The 14,768-nt window shown below is 65.6% G+C and carries 16 protein-coding genes; 14 read left to right on the forward strand and 2 right to left on the reverse strand.

What is annotated here, in order from left to right; translation table 11 throughout:
* The first annotated feature begins 14 nt into the window (after positions 1-14).
* The 8 genes from HL666_RS28430 (at position 15) to HL666_RS28465 (ending at position 5,570) form a co-directional block, all read left to right on the forward strand.
* Entirely contained in the window at positions 15-869 is an 855-nt protein-coding gene (locus HL666_RS28430) for a transporter substrate-binding domain-containing protein (protein WP_172109412.1), read from the forward strand.
* 132 nt (positions 870-1,001) lie between these two features.
* Positions 1,002-1,646, forward strand: coding sequence for an amino acid ABC transporter permease (locus HL666_RS28435; RefSeq protein WP_172132017.1), 645 nt, complete (start codon positions 1,002-1,004; stop codon positions 1,644-1,646).
* Positions 1,643-2,299 carry an amino acid ABC transporter permease gene (locus HL666_RS28440; protein ID WP_172109410.1) on the forward strand — a complete coding sequence of 219 codons (657 nt, stop codon included), beginning with the start codon at positions 1,643-1,645 and terminating at the stop codon, positions 2,297-2,299. Before HL666_RS28435 ends, HL666_RS28440 begins: the two co-directional genes overlap by 4 nt.
* A 12-nt stretch (positions 2,300-2,311) precedes the next feature.
* Positions 2,312-3,079 (forward strand): amino acid ABC transporter ATP-binding protein, encoded by a 768-nt coding sequence (locus HL666_RS28445; RefSeq protein WP_210262269.1) that lies wholly within the window; start codon positions 2,312-2,314, stop codon positions 3,077-3,079.
* A 24-nt stretch (positions 3,080-3,103) separates the two neighbouring features.
* Positions 3,104-3,496, forward strand: a complete 393-nt coding sequence (locus HL666_RS28450; RefSeq protein ID WP_172184833.1) for a RidA family protein — start codon at positions 3,104-3,106, stop codon at positions 3,494-3,496.
* A gap of 11 nt (positions 3,497-3,507) precedes the next feature.
* The gene (locus tag HL666_RS28455) at positions 3,508-4,110 is read left to right on the forward strand and encodes a DUF1989 domain-containing protein (RefSeq protein ID WP_172184835.1); all 603 of its coding nucleotides are present in this window, start codon (positions 3,508-3,510) and stop codon (positions 4,108-4,110) included.
* Positions 4,107-4,916: an urea amidolyase associated protein UAAP1 gene (locus HL666_RS28460; protein WP_172184837.1), complete on the forward strand. Its 810-nt coding sequence runs from the start codon at positions 4,107-4,109 to the stop codon at positions 4,914-4,916. The genes HL666_RS28455 and HL666_RS28460 overlap by 4 nt, the downstream gene beginning before the upstream one ends.
* 12 nt (positions 4,917-4,928) lie before the next feature.
* Positions 4,929-5,570, forward strand: a complete 642-nt coding sequence (locus tag HL666_RS28465; RefSeq protein ID WP_172109406.1) for an urea amidolyase associated protein UAAP2 — start codon at positions 4,929-4,931, stop codon at positions 5,568-5,570.
* 235 nt (positions 5,571-5,805) lie between these two features.
* On the opposite strand, the gene HL666_RS28470 is transcribed toward HL666_RS28465, so the two are convergent.
* The gene (locus tag HL666_RS28470) at positions 5,806-7,206 is read right to left on the reverse strand and encodes an amidase (protein WP_172109405.1); all 1,401 of its coding nucleotides are present in this window, start codon (positions 7,204-7,206) and stop codon (positions 5,806-5,808) included.
* Positions 7,207-7,720: 514 nt separating this feature from the next.
* Entirely contained in the window at positions 7,721-8,095 is a 375-nt protein-coding gene (locus HL666_RS28475; RefSeq protein ID WP_172184839.1) for a hypothetical protein, read from the reverse strand.
* Between the two features lie 403 nt (positions 8,096-8,498).
* Here HL666_RS28475 and HL666_RS28480 point away from each other — a divergent pair, with 403 nt between their 5' ends.
* The 6 genes from HL666_RS28480 to HL666_RS28505 all read left to right on the forward strand — a co-directional run bounded on the left by HL666_RS28480 (position 8,499) and on the right by HL666_RS28505 (position 14,761).
* Positions 8,499-9,071: a cupin domain-containing protein gene (locus HL666_RS28480; RefSeq protein WP_311976542.1), complete on the forward strand. Its 573-nt coding sequence runs from the start codon at positions 8,499-8,501 to the stop codon at positions 9,069-9,071.
* 423 nt (positions 9,072-9,494) lie between these two features.
* Positions 9,495-10,511 carry an ABC transporter permease gene (locus HL666_RS28485; protein ID WP_210262283.1) on the forward strand — a complete coding sequence of 339 codons (1,017 nt, stop codon included), beginning with the start codon at positions 9,495-9,497 and terminating at the stop codon, positions 10,509-10,511.
* 3 nt (positions 10,512-10,514) lie between these two features.
* Positions 10,515-11,366 carry an ABC transporter permease gene (locus HL666_RS28490; RefSeq protein ID WP_172109401.1) on the forward strand — a complete coding sequence of 284 codons (852 nt, stop codon included), beginning with the start codon at positions 10,515-10,517 and terminating at the stop codon, positions 11,364-11,366.
* Positions 11,366-12,328, forward strand: coding sequence for an ABC transporter ATP-binding protein (locus HL666_RS28495; RefSeq protein WP_172184843.1), 963 nt, complete (start codon positions 11,366-11,368; stop codon positions 12,326-12,328). Before HL666_RS28490 ends, HL666_RS28495 begins: the two co-directional genes overlap by 1 nt.
* Positions 12,325-13,317 (forward strand): ABC transporter ATP-binding protein, encoded by a 993-nt coding sequence (locus HL666_RS28500; protein ID WP_172184845.1) that lies wholly within the window; start codon positions 12,325-12,327, stop codon positions 13,315-13,317. The genes HL666_RS28495 and HL666_RS28500 overlap by 4 nt, the downstream gene beginning before the upstream one ends.
* Positions 13,307-14,761: an amidase gene (locus HL666_RS28505; protein WP_172184847.1), complete on the forward strand. Its 1,455-nt coding sequence runs from the start codon at positions 13,307-13,309 to the stop codon at positions 14,759-14,761. Before HL666_RS28500 ends, HL666_RS28505 begins: the two co-directional genes overlap by 11 nt.
* Positions 14,762-14,768 lie beyond the last annotated feature (7 nt).

Below are 14,768 nucleotides of genomic sequence, written 5' to 3' on the forward strand. Positions count from 1 at the left end.
TGAGGAGATGCGAGATGACCAAGCCTTCGTTTCCCCGCCTTCACGTGCCGTCGCGGCGCCTCGCGCTGGCGCTGCTGGCCGCGGCGCTGACCTTGCCGGCTGCGTTCAGCGCCAAGGCCGGCAGCATGGACGAGATCAAGAAGCGCGGCCTGATCGTCGCCACCGAGGACGATTTCCGTCCCTTCGAATTCGTCAAGGACGGCAAGCCGACCGGCTTCGACAATGAGCTGATCGAGGATCTGCGCAAATACGCGCCGTTCGAAATCAAGCAGCAGATCCTGCCCTGGACCGGCATCCTGGCCGGCGTCTCCACCGGCAAGTACGATGTCGCCATCACCGCGGCGATCATCACCAAGGAGCGCAAGAAATCGCTCGACTTCACCAGCCCGATCGCCGACGCGACCCACTATTACGTCAAGCGCAAGGACGACAAGAGCATCAACGCAATCAAGGATCTCAGCGGCAAGACCGTCGGCGTCCAGGCCGGCAGCGCGCTGCTCGGCCGTCTGCCCGAGCTCCAGGCCATGCTGGAGAAGGAAGGCGGCAAGCTCGGCAAGGTGGTCGAATACACCTCCTATCCCGAAGCCTATCAGGATCTCGCGCTCGGCCGCGTCGACTACGTCGTCAACACCATCATCAACATCAAGGCGCTGGTCGCCGAGAAGCCGAACGTGTTCGCGGTCGGCCAGCCCGTCTCCGGCAAATCCTATCCGGCCTGGGCGGTCGCCAAGGGCAACACCGAGCTGGTGGAATTCCTGAACGGCTTCATCGCCAAGGAGAAGGAAACCGGCCGCTTCGCGGAGTTGCAGAAGAAGTGGTTCGGCGAGGCCTTCCCGGATCTGCCGGTCACGTTCGAGCCGGAATTCTGAGACCGCGATCGAGGTGCCGCTGATGTGCGGGTGGCGATCGCTACGCGCCTGTGCCTTTGACGGTGAATTGACCGTCGAGGGCTCGCGGCCCGCTTCGGTGCGCCTGCCGCACACGGCGACGGATGGACGGCGATGAGCGCGGCCGACGTGCTGGCCATCCTGCAGGGCGCCGTGGTCACGGTGACGCTGTCCTTGATCGGCATCCTGATCGGATTGCCGATCGGACTTGGCCTGGCGCTGCTGCGCTGGGCCAACGTCCCCGTCATCGCCCGCGTGGTCGCCGTCTACGTCTCGGTGCTGCGCGCGACGCCGCTGGTGACCCTGCTGCTGCTGCTGTTCTTCGCGCTGCCCAATGTCGGGATCGCGATCGGTCCGGTGTCGGCGGCGATCCTGGCGCTGGTCATGAACACCTCGGCGTTCAACTGCGAGGTCTGGCGCGCCGCGCTGATGAACTTCCCGAAAGAGCAGTACGAGGCGGCGCAGTCGGTCGGCATGCATGCGAGCCTGCGCTTTCGCCGCATCGTACTGCCGCAGATCGTGCGCGTCAGCCTTCCCGGACTCGTCAACGAGATGTCGCTGCTGATCAAGGTCACGCCGGTGCTGGCGGTGGTCGGCGTCGTCGACATCACCCGTGCCGCGGTGCGGATTGGCGCCGAGACCTACGAGCCGCTGCCGCCGTTCCTGGTGGCGATCGCGATGTATGCGCCGATCGTGTTCGCGCTCGTTTCCCTGCAGCGCTTCATCGAGCGGCGGCAGCTTGCAGCCGAGGCCGCATGATCCGCGATTTCGCCATCGTCTGGAGCGAGCGCGATCTGCTGCTGAGCGGGCTCGGCAACACCACGATCCTCTCGGTGCTGTCGGCCATTGCCGGGCTCGTGATCGCCTTCGTTCTGACGCCGGCGTTGATGTCGAAGCGGCGCTGGCTGGCGCTCACGGTGCGGGTGTTCGTCGACGGCATGCGCTGCGTGCCGTTCCTGCTGTTCGCCTACATCGTCTACTACGGCCTGCCGTCGTTCGGCATCCGGCTCGACAATTGGAGCTCGGGGCTGGTGGCGCTGACCGTCTATCATGCCGCCTATCTCGCCGAGATCCTGCGCGGCGCCTGGGTGGCGCAGCCGCGCGAGCCGATCGAGGCCGGGGTGGCCTTCGGCTTCTCGGGGCCGCGTCTGTTCCGGCGCATCATTTTGCCGCCGCTGCTGCTCGCCGCGGGTCCGGTGATCGGCAACCAGATGATCCAGATCGTCAAGGACAGCGCCTTCCTCACCATCATTGCGCTGCCCGAGCTGACGCACGCCGCGAGCTCGATCCAGTCGCGCCATTATGTGCCGTTCGCCGCCTTCATCACCGCCGTGTTCCTCTATTGGGGCCTCTGTCTGGTGATCGAGGCAGGCGTCAGCGGCATCGACCGGCTGGCGTCGGCACGACGCTGAGGGGAGGCTCGGATGACCAACGACATGGCCGTGCTCGACGTCGCCGGCATCTCCAAGCGCTTCGGCGACCTCCAGGTGCTGTCCGACATCAGCTTCACGGTGACGCGCGGCGAGACGGTCTGCGTGCTCGGCCCGTCCGGCTCCGGCAAGTCGACCTTGCTACGCTGCATCAACTGGCTGGAGCGGCCCGATGCCGGCCAGATCTATCTCAATGGCGACCGCATCGGCATCAACAATGGCGGCGTCGTGATGTCCGACCGCGAGCTGTCGCGGGTCCGCACCCGGATCGGCATGGTGTTCCAGCACTTCGCGCTCTGGCCGCATCTGACCGTGCTTCAGAACCTGATGGAGGCGCCTGTGCAAGTGCAGAGGCGCCCCGCGGCCGAGGTGCGCGAGGAGGCGATGGCGCTGCTCGCCAAGGTCGGGCTCTCCGACAAGGCCGATGTGTTTCCGGCGCGGCTGTCCGGCGGGCAGAAGCAGCGCGTCGGCATTGCGCGCGCGCTGGCGATGAAGCCCGATGTGCTGCTGTTCGACGAGCCGACCAGCGCGCTCGATCCGGAGCTCGTCGGCGAGGTGCTGCTGGTGATGCGCGAGCTCGCCCGCGAGGGCCGCACGATGGTGATCGTGACCCATGAGATGGGCTTTGCCCGCGACGCCGCCACCCGCATCCTGTTCATGGATCGCGGTCGCGTCGTCGAGACCGGGCCGCCGGAGCGCTTCTTCGTCAGCCCGGACACCGAGCGCGCGCGCCAGTTCATTCAGCGCTACGCCGCCGGATAGCCAAGAGAACAGCGAGAACACGCCATGGATCCGATCTATCATCTGCTTCCCGACGCGCCGAAGCCGGTCACGCCCTACAGCCATGCGGTGCAGGCAGGCCCGTTCCTGTTCGTCACCGGCCAGCTGGCGACCGATCCCGATGACGATTCGCTGCCGCTTCCCGACGGCATCGAGGCGCAGACGCGCAAGGTGATGGACAACCTCGCGCGGGTGCTGAAGGGCTGCGGCATGAGCTTTGCGAATGTCGTGTTCGCCCGCATCTATCTGACCGATTTCAAGCGCGACTACGCGCCGATGAACGCGATCTTCTCCAGCCATTTCGACGACGCGCACCGGCCGGGCCGGACCACCATCGGCGTCTGCGATCTCGCGCGCGGCGGCATCGTCGAGATCGATATGGTCGCCTATAAGCCCTGAGGGAGAGTGCAATGGAACCGATCGAGATTCCCGCGCGGCGCGGCAAGGCGGCGTTCGTGGCGGCAGGCCAGATCGTCACCGTGATCAACACCCATGGCGAGCAGGTGGTCGATACCTGGGCGTTCAACCGTGCCGACCTCTCCGAGTTCATGTCGAACGAGCACACGCGCGCGCATTCGCTGCATCTGGTGCCGCGGCCGGGCGACGTGCTCCGGACCAACATGCGCCGGCCGATCCTGACGATGATCGAGGACACTTCGGGCGGCATCCACGACACCCTGATCGCGGCATGCGACCGCTATCGCTACGCGTTTCTCGGGCACGAGGGCCATCACGACAATTGCACCGACAATCTGTTCGCCGGCATGGCCGAGCTCGGCCTGACGCCGCCGGAGGTGCCGAGCCCGCTCAACCTCTTCATGAACATTCCGTGGGACGCCCAGGGCACGCTCGGCTTTGCCGCGCCGCCTCGCCCCGTGCCCGGCGGCCATGTGCGCCTGCGCGCCGAGATGGACCTTGTGATCGCGTTCTCGGCCTGTCCGCAGGATATCCTGCCGATCAACGGCAAGGCCGGGAAGCCGGTCGAGGCGCATTTCACGGTGACATCAGCATGAGCGGAGGAGGCAAGTCCAAGCGGGCCGCGGCCAACCGCCGCCGCTATGAGGAGCTGCGCGCGGCGGGGCAGGAGCTCAAGCAGTTGCCAGCACCGACGGCGCTCGACGGTGCGCCGGTCGCGCCGGACGCGATCATCCAGACCGAGCAGGTGCCGCCCGGCTGGCACACGACGGTGCGGCTGGCGCGCGGCGAGGGCCTGCGCATCATCGATGATCTCGGGCGCTCGAGCGTGTCGCTGCTGGCGTGGCGGACCGAGGATCCGAGCGAGCGGATCAACTGCGCCGATACGGTGAAGGTGCAGTGGAGCGCAGCACTGTCGAAGGGCCGGATGATCCTGTCGGACATGGGACGGGTGCTCCTGTCGGTGATCGAGGATACGTCCGGCGCGCATGATCTCCTGGTCGGCGGCTCGACCGCGGACTCGACGCTCTCGCCCTATGGCGAGGTGATGCGCAACACGCAGGCGAACTTCATCTCCGCGGCCGCCAAGATTGGGCTCGGCCTGCGCGACATCCCGCCCTGCGTGACCTTCTTTGCGCCGGTGACGACGGATGCGACGGGGCGCTTCGTCTGGCACGCCGCGCGCAAGCGCGCCGGCGATTTCGTCGATCTGCGTGCCGAGATGAACCTGATCGTCGCGGTCTCCAACTGCGCCCATCCGCTCGACCCGGCGCGGCCGGCCACGACCGCCCCGGTCACGCTGATCCGCCACCGTCTGCCGCCGCCCGCCGCCGACGACGTCTGCCGCACGGCGTCGCCGGAGGCGCTGCGCGCCTACGCTTTCACCGATCAGCTGTTCGTCTGAGGGAGCGTGATCATGTCATCGACCGACCCGGGCACTCTCGTCTACGCCTTCGACATTCCCGCCGAGCAGCCCTGGTCGCGGGTGCTGAAGAAGGGCCAGACGCTGCGCATCATCGACAGCGAAGGCGAGCAGGCGGTTGACGCGCTGATGTATGTCGCCGACGATTCCGCCGAGCGCTACAGCGCGCAGGATACGTTGCGTGTCCAGGGCTCCGCCTATCTCGAGCTCGGCACGCAGCTCATCTCCAACCGCGGCCGGGTGATGGCAAGGATCACCGCCGACACCTGCGGCCGCCACGACACCTCCGCGGGCTGCTGTTCCTGCGAGAGCAACGCCGTGCGCTTCGGCGAGGCGACACGCTACCAGCATGCCTGCCGGGAGAACTTCATCCTGGAGCTGTCGCGACACGGCCTGACCAAGCGCGACATCGTCTCCAACCTCAACTTCTTCATGAACGTGCCGATCGAGCCCACCGGCAATTTCACCGTGCTGGATGGTCCCTCAGTGCCGGGCAACTATGTCGACGTCACCGCCGAACTGGACGTGCTGTTCGTGATCTCGAACTGTCCGCAGGTCAACAACCCCTGCAATGGTTTCGATCCGACGCCGATCCGCGTCGAGATCAGGGAGGCGGCTGCGGCTGAGATGTCCTGAACGGCCGTTTCCGAAGTCCTGGCACATTGATCATGGTCACCGGCTGTCATCGTCCGCGAAAGCGGGCGATCCAGTACGCCGTGACACCTCGGTGAATCTCTTCTGCCGCGGAGTACTGGATGCTCCGCTTTCGCGGAGCGTGACCGCAATGGAGATGGCGAGACCTCGATCGGGAAGCGACCGGTTCTAACGAACGCTCGTCTAGTTCTGCGGGCGAACCTGATCGCTGTCCGTATCAGATCCCGGGATGACGCTTGTGCCAGTCGGTGACGCGCTGAAACGCATCGCCGGCGCGGACCAGGCTGGCCTCGTCGAAATGACGGCCGACGAACTGGAAGCCCACCGGACCGCCATTCGCAGCAAAGCCTCCCGGCAAGGTCACGGTCGGACTTCCCGTCATGTCGAACGGGCAGGTGAAACGCAGCAGGCCACCGATCAGCGAAGCGTCCTCGCCGAGTGTCGCCATCTTGGCGAGGCTCGGCGCAGCAAAGGCCTGCGCCGGAACCGCAAGCAGATCGATGGACTCGAACAACACGCGGACCGCGCCGCGAAACGCCTCGCGCCGAAGCACGATCTTCTGATAGTCCCTGCCTGATTGTTGCCGGCCGAGATCCAGCAGGCCCGCGAGTCCGGGACCGTACTCGTCCTTGCGCGCAGGATAGGTGTCCTCGTGCGCGACCGCGGCCTCGATGCCACAAAGCGGGAACCAATCGTCGATGATCGCCTGGGGATCAGGGAATTCGATCTCCTTGATCTCAGCACCGAGATCGGCCGCCACACGCAGGCCTTCGGCCAGCGCGCCGGCTGCGTCGCTGTCGGTGCCTTCGCTCGTCCAGCGCCTGTCGATCCCGATCCTCACGCCCCGGAGATTGCCGGAGAGATCGGCGAGATAGTCGGGCACAGGCAGCGGAACCGAGGTCGTGTCCTTGGGATCCTGTCCTGCGATAACGCCAAGGATGGCACCGCAGTCGACCGCGCGCCGCGCCATCGGCCCAATGTGATCCAGCGTCGCCGCGAGCTCGTACGCGCCGTAGCGGCTGACACGTCCCCAGGTCGGCTTGAGTCCGGTGACGCCATTGGCTGCGGATGGGAAGCGGATCGAGCCGCCCGTATCCGTGCCGAGCGAGCCGAAGCAGAGGCCGGCTGCCGTAGCGGCGCCGGACCCGCTCGAGGATGCGCCGGGCCATAGATCTGCATTCCAGGGATTCTTTGGCGGATCGATCTTCGGATGATGATCGGCGTAAGCGCCTTCGGTCTGCTGTAGCTTGCCAAGGATGACGGCGCCGGCATCCTTCAGCCGCGCGACCACCGTGGCGTCCTCCGTCGGACGGAAGTCACGATGAATGGTCATGCCGTGCGCCGCCGGCGCGCCCTTGGCCCAGCACAGATCCTTCACCGCCACCGGCACGCCGTGCAGCGGTCCCCTGATCTTGCCGGAGGCAATCTCTGTCTCGGCCGCCGCAGCCTCGGCGAGCGCGGAGTCCGCCATCACATAGGCGAAGCTCTTGAGCTTGCCGTCGAGTTGCTCGATCCGCCCGAGCATGGCCTTGGTCACCTCGACCGGCGACAGCTCCTTGGCCTGGATCTTCCGCCCGATATCGACGAGTCCGAGATAGTGGAGATCTGTTGCTGCCATCGTTCTTTCCTCTCTCGCGATAAGGTGCACGCTCGCACTCGGACATGCGTTGCCGTTCTGGCCACGCGGACGCATCGGACGCTTCTCAAGCGGCAAACGAAAAAAGCCATCCGTACCTCCCGAATGAGGCAACGAATGGCTTACATGCCGCGTCCATGATTCTCGTCAGGGTCCGTCTTCAAACGAAGCGTCTAATGCAAGGAGCCGGACGACGTCGGCCAGATCAGTGCATGCCACGTTCGACGAGGACACCCTTCAAATAAGGTAGATAACTGTCCCTCGCATTGTCAACGAAGGAATCCAATCTGGCCGCGGTTCTGTGCGAGGACGGCGACATTGTGCCGCTCGCGCGTTAACTGATCATTCCCTGCGTCGAGATGCACGGGATTGAGTTCGCGAAGATGTGCGCAGAAGGACGTGCGATCGAACTCGGTAGGACAATTGGCGGCGGTCGGTGCCGGCGGCCGGCCAGGGAGGCGCGGCCGCCGTTCCGAGGTATCGATCAGGATAGGCCTCAGCGGCAATTCCAGGTCGTGCCCTGGGCGCAGACCGCATTCGGGCTGTCGCCGCCATAGACCTGATAGGGGTATTCGCCCTTGCGATAATAGCCGTAGGCGTTCGGGTTCGGGCCGTAATAGGACGGCGCCGCGTGGTAGGCCGGGCCGCCATAGACCGGACCATCATAATAATCGTAGGCGTCGCGGCTCGCGGCGATCGCAAGACCGGTGCCGATGACGCCTGCCGCGATCGCTGCGCCGGCCGCGGCGCCGCCGCCGTGCCAGCGGCCATTTCGCGCGTCGGCACTGGTCGGGCTCAAGGCGCCGATCGCGAGTGCGGTCAATGAAGCGATGACGGCCGTGCGGCCGAGCAGAGCAGGTTTGGTCGACATGTCAGGCCTCCAGTGAAGTATGCCGTAATCAGCGGATATGTCTGGTGTTCGCGGTCTGCCAAGAGCTGTCGACGACTGTCAGAACCGAAAGACACCATACGGATGAGAAGTGTCAGCTCGGGACCTGACCTCGCGCGCGCGGCGCTAGCGGTGCCACTCAGGCGAATGTCCAATCCTCCGAACTAGAACTTCAACTTGCCTTTCGGGTTCCGGCCCGGCGAACACCGTGCTTTGCTCGCGTGAACCGCGGATATCAGCCGATTGGCGGGGAGGCGGTGCGGCCTGGCTCAACGCGGCGCAGCGATCAGATGCCCCTGATTACCTTTCGGTCCGCACAACATGCTGGTAAATCACGTGATTATTATGCATAGATCGGTCAGCTGAAATTGCTGGAACCCGCTGCGTGAGCTCGGAAAGCACATTGGATATCGGTCCGCGCCTTCGGCGCGCCCGTCTGGCCAAGGGAATGCGGATGCGCGACCTTGCGCACGTGGTCGGCTGCGATGAAAGCATGATCTCCAAGATCGAGGCCGGCAAGGTCATGCCGTCGCTGCCGATGCTCGACAAGATGGTCCACGCGCTCGACCGCGACATGGCCTCGTTCTTCGGCCTGAGGGTCGACGACTACAAGCTGGTGCAGAAGCCTGAGGATCGGATGAAGGTGCCGGTCGATGCGCTGCGCGGCGGCGAGGGCGTCATCTACGAGCGCCTGGTGCCGGTGGCCGCAGGGAATTTGCTCGAGGCGAACATTCACGTCGTCGCCCCCGGCGGTGAGAAGGTCGATCTCATCACTCATCAGGGTGAGGCTGTCGGCTATCTCGTGTCCGGAACCATCGAACTCACCATCGACGACACGACTTATCTGATGACCGCCGGCGACTCCTTCTTCTTCAAGGCCTATCTGACCAACAGCTATCGCAACGTCGGATCCGACGAGGCGCGGATCGTCTGGGTCAACACGCCTCAGGTCCACTAGATCATGAGGCGATTCCACGGAAGCGCATCATGGTCCTATCCCTTTGTTTGAGCATGATCTTCCCGGAAAACCGGTTTCCACTTTTCCGGATCATGCTCTAGGTCGATTGCAGGCATCGGTCATCTCGCTGATCTCTGCGCGATTGCATGAATTTCATGCATGTGGCGAGAACGGAAGCAATGAGCGTAAAGCGCGCTGAGTTCCGCAGTTCTCCATGCAACAGAATTGGCGCACAACCCGCGAGCTTTTCCTCCAATCCTGCAGTTGAAAAGGCCGCTGCGACGGTGGCATAGCGTTTGCTTGAATTCGACAGGATTGTGATGCATGCCAATTGCCCCTGGCTGCGTCCGACTGTCGATGGGGCCTCACCCGTTGAGGCGCGCGGCGCAAGCCGTCGCCGCGGCGATGATGGCAGGCGAACCGCTGATGGCTTTCGTTTGGAAACGACTGCTCGGCACTATCCCGAGCCTGGTGGGCGTCGTCGTTCTCACGTTTTTCATTTCGCGCGCGCTGCCCGGAGATCCCGCAGCGTTCTTCGCCGGGCCTGCGGCCAATGCCGCGTCGATCGCCAGCATTCGCGCCACGTTAGGACTGGATCGTCCGCTGCCGGCGCAGTTCGTCAGCTACATCGCCGATCTCGCGCACGGCAATCTCGGCCGCTCCCTCACGACCGGGCAGCCGGTGCTGACCGATCTGCTCGAACGGCTGCCCGCATCGCTGGAGCTGTCGTCCTTCGCGCTACTGTTCGCCATCGGCATCGCCATTCCGATGGGAGTCTGGGCGGCGACCCGCATCAATGGCGGCGTCGATCATGCCTGCCGCGCGCTGGTCACCGTCAGCGCCGCCTTTCCGACCTTCTTCGTCGGCCTTCTATTCGTCTACATCTTCTACTTTCTGCTCGGCTGGGCGCCGCAGCCGCTCGGCCGGCTCGACGAGATCGCCTTCTCGCCGCCGCCCCGCGTCACCGGCGCCTATACGATCGACGCCGTCATCGCGGGCGACTGGCCGGTGTTGCGCGCGGCGTTGGCACAACTTGTCCTGCCTGCGATCTCACTCGGCCTGTTCGCACTGGCGCCGATTGCGCGGATCACGCGCGCCGCGATGCTCGAGGCGCTGAGCAGCGATTTCATCCGCACCGCGCGGGCCAGCGGCCTGCCGGTGCGCAAGATCCTGATGGCCTACGCCTTCCGCAATGTGCTGCTGCCGGTCTCGAGCGTGCTCGGCATGGTGTTCTCCTTCCTGATCGGCTCCAACGTGCTGATCGAGCAGGTGTTCGGCTGGCAGGGCGTGGGCGCCTATGCGGTGGCAGCGGTCATCGCCTCCGATTACGCGGCGGTGCAGGGCTTCGTGCTGATGATGGCCGTGCTCTACGTGCTGCTCAATCTCGCGGTCGACGTGTTCGCAACGCTGGTCGATCCCCGCGTCCGGTTCGAGGGCTGAGCGATGAGTCTCGTCACGCTCGCCCGCAACACCGGCTACGCGTTTGGCGAAAACCGCCTCACGTTGGTCGCCGCGATCATCCTGGCACTGCTGACGCTGTGCGCGATCTTCGGTCCCTCCATCGCGCCTTACGATCCTCTGCTCACCTCGGCGACGACCAAGCTCGCGCGCCCGAGCCTGTTGCATCCGTTCGGCACCGATGCGCTCGGACGCGACATCCTGAGCCGCGTCATCGTCGCGACGCGGCTCGATCTCGGCATGGCGGTGTCGGCGGTGGCGCTGTCCTTCGTGGTCGGCCTCGCGCTCGGCGCGCTCGCCGGCTATTTCGGCGGCTGGACCGATCGCATCATCGGCCGGGCGATGGACACCATCATGGCGTTCCCGCTGTTCGTGCTCGCGATGGGCATCGTGGTGGCGCTCGGCAACAGCGTCGCCAACATCATCATCGCCACCATGATCATCAACCTGCCGTTCTACTGCCGCTTCGCCCGCGCGGAGGTGAACGTGCGGCGCGAGCTCGGCTATGTCGAGGCGGCGCGCATGGGCGGCAATGGGCCGCTGCGCGTGCTGATCAACCACATCGTCCCGAACATCCTGCCGCCGATGATGGTGCAGGCCTCGCTCAACATGGGCTGGGCGATCCTCAATGCCGCCGGCCTGTCCTTCATCGGGCTCGGAGTCCGGCCGCCGACGCCGGAATGGGGCATCATGGTGTCGGAAGGCGCGAGCTACATCATTTCCGGCGAGTGGTGGGCGTTCATGTTCCCGGGCGCGGCGCTCGTGCTCGCGGTGTTCTCCTTCAACATGCTGGGTGACGGGCTGCGCGATCTGCTCGATCCGAGAAAGCGCGTGTGATGGCGCAGCTCGAGATCGATAATCTCTCCGTGGAATTTCGCACCCGGCACGGCGTGGTACGGGCACTGGATGCCGTCAGCCTGTCGGTCTCGCGCGGCGAGATCGTCGGCGTGGTCGGCGAAAGCGGCTCCGGCAAATCCGTCACCGCCTACACTGTCATGGGCCTCAACGATGCCGCTGCACGCATCACCAAGGGCGCGATCACGATGGGCGGCATCGATCTCTTGGCGGCGCGCCCCGAGGCGATGCGCGAGCTGCGCGGACGCGAGATGGCGATGATTTTCCAGAGCCCGCGCACCGCACTCAATCCGATCCGCAAGGTCGGCAAGCAGATCGAGGACGTCCTGCAGGAACATGCCGCGCTGCCGCGGCGCGACCTGAAGAAGGCGGCGATATCAGCACTCGCGCGGGTGCGCATTCCCGATCCCGAACGCCGCGCGGAGGCTTATCCGTTCGAGCTCTCCGGCGGCATGTGCCAGCGCGTGATGATCGCGATGGCGCTGGCCTGCACGCCGTCCGTGCTGATCGCCGACGAGCCGACGACGGGGCTCGATGTGACGACCCAGGCCGTGATCATGGACCTGATCCGGGAGATGAGCCGCGCGACGCAGATGTCGACCCTGCTGATCACCCATGACCTCGGCCTCGCCGGCGAATATTGCGACCGCATCGCCGTCATGCATGCCGGCCACATCGTCGAGATCGCGCCGACCGAGGAGCTGCTGGAGCGTCCGGCGCATCCGTACACGCGCCGGCTGCTGGCGGCCACGCCGGTGCCGGATTCGCGGCTCGACGATCTCAATGCCATTCCGGGCCATCTGCCCGATCTGCGCGGCGCGCTGCCGCCGTGCCGCTTCAGCGGACGCTGCGAGCTGAGGCAGCCCATCTGTGACGAGGCGGAGCTGCCCTGGACCGAGTTGTCGCCCCAGCACCTCGTGCGTTGCCGGTTTCCGCTGTCATGACGGCGCTGCTCGAGCTCAGGTCACTGTCCAAGTTGTACCCGATCAAGCGGGCGGGGAAGGGGGCGAACCTTCATGCGGTGGACGATGTCAGCCTGATGATGTCAGCCGGAGAAAGCGTCGGTCTCGTCGGTGAGTCCGGCTGCGGCAAGTCCACTATGGTGCGCCTCCTCGGCCGGCTGATCGATCCCACCGCGGGCCAGGTCCTGATGGATGGCGAGGATCTCACCGCGATCGCGCAGGCGAAGTTTGCCGCCTCGCCGAACCGGCGGCGCATCCAGGTCGTGTTCCAGGATGCGACCGAGAGCCTCAATCCCTCCTTCCGTGCCTTTCAGGCGATCGCCGATCCCTTGAAGCGGCTGCTCGGCCTCAGCGACAGCGCCGAGATCGCGCGCCGCGTTCATGCCACCGCCGCCCTGGTCGGGCTGCCGGACGAACTGCTGCAGCGCTATCCGCATCAGCTCTCGGGCGGTCAGCGCGCGCGCGTCGGCATCGCGCGCGCGGTCGCCGTCGAGCCCTCGCTGCTGATCCTGGACGAGCCGACCTCGGCGCTCGACGTCTCCGTGCAGGCCGTGATCCTGCGGCTGCTCGCCGATTTGCGCGCGCGGCTGTCGATGAGCTATCTGTTCGTGTCGCACGATCTCAACGTCGTGCGGCTGCTCTGCTCCCGCGTGGTCGTGATGTATCTCGGCAAGATCGTCGAGATTGCGCCGGCGGAGGCGCTGTTCACCGCGCCAAGCCATCCCTACACGCAGGCGCTGGTCGCCGCGATCCCGGATCCCGCGCGGCGTGGCGAAGCGCGGCCCCGGCTCGACGGCAGCCCGGCCAGCCCGATCAATCCCGATCCCAACGTCTGCCGCTTCTACGGACGCTGTCCGAAGGCGGCTGACCTCTGCGCCAGCGCCATGCCGCCGCTGCGCGCGGTGGGACCGGATCATTTCGCCGCCTGCCACTTCGCTGTTTCACCCGCTGGAGGAAACGATGAGCGCTGACAACGAAATCTGCCGCATGGACGCCGTCACCGTTGCGGCGAAGGTCAAGGACAAGACTCTCTCGGCCACTGAGGTCACCGAGGCGGTCCTGCGCCGCATGGACAAGCTCGAGCCGCACATCCATGCCTTCTGCACGCCGACCCCCGACGTTGCGCGTGCTGCGGCCGCCGCCGTCGACGCGAAGATCGCGGCTGGCGAGGATCCCGGCCTGCTCGCCGGCGTGCCGATCGGCATCAAGGATCTGGTCGCGACCAAGGACATCCTCACGGTGATGGGGTCGCCGCTCTACCGCGACTTCGTGCCGGATGAGGACGACATCGTCGTCGAGCGCCTCAAGGCCGCTGGCGCCGTCATCATCGGCAAGACCAATGTGCCGGAGTTCGGCTACAGCGGCGTCGGCCACAATCCGGTATTTCCGGCGACGCGCAATCCTTGGAATCTCGACATGACGTCGGGTGGATCGAGCGCCGGCTCGGGTGCCTCGGTCGCGTCAGGTGTCGCGCCGTTCGCGATCGGCTCCGACGGCGGCGGCTCGATCCGCATTCCCTCGGCGCTGTGCGGCCTCTACGGCATCAAGGCTTCGATGGGCCGCGTGCCGCTGTATCCGGGCTGCCGCGACGAGCGCTATCCCGGCGTGTCGAGCTGGGAATCGCTCGAACATGTAGGCCCGATGAGCCGCACCGTGGCCGACTCCGCGTTGATGCTGAAGGTCATTACGGGACCCGATCCGCGTGATCGCTACTCGATTCCATCAGCCGATTTCGACTACGTCGATGCCACCAAGGAGAGCATCAAGGGCCTGCGCATCGCCTATAGCGAGGACTGGGGCTATGCGCCGGTCGACCCGGAGGTCCGGCGCGTCGTCTCCGAGGCGGTGCGCGTATTCGAGACCGATCTCGGCTGCACGGTCGAGCGCGCCAATCCGGGCTGGGACGATCCGTTTCCGCATTTCTGGACCATCGTCGCCGGCGACACCGATCTCACCGGCATGCGCCGGATGATGAAGGGGCGCGAGAAGGAGATGTCGCCGCATCTCGTGGCGCTGTTGCAGCGGCAGTGGACGGCGGAGGAGTTCACCGATGCCAAGATGATCCGCCAGATGGTCTGCAACCGCATGTGGCGGTTCATGGCCAACTACGATCTCCTGATCACGCCTACGCTCGCGGTGCCGGCCTTTCCGCTCTACATGCAGGGGCCCGAGATCATCGAAGACAAGATGGTCACGACCGGCGACTGGCTCTGCTTCACCTTCATCTGCAACCTCACCGGCCAGCCCGCCGCGACGATCCCCGCGGGCTTCACCAAGACGGGCCTTCCTGTCGGCATGCAGATCATCGGCCGCCATCTGGCGGATCGGACCGTGCTCGCCGCCTCCGGCGCCTTCGAACAGGCGCGCCCATGGGCTCACAAATGGCCGAAGCTTTTGACCGAGCTCGGCCTCTGACACTGCC

The sequence above is a fragment of the Bradyrhizobium aeschynomenes genome, from assembly GCF_013178945.1.
Taxonomy (GTDB): Bacteria; Pseudomonadota; Alphaproteobacteria; order Rhizobiales; family Xanthobacteraceae; genus Bradyrhizobium; species Bradyrhizobium aeschynomenes.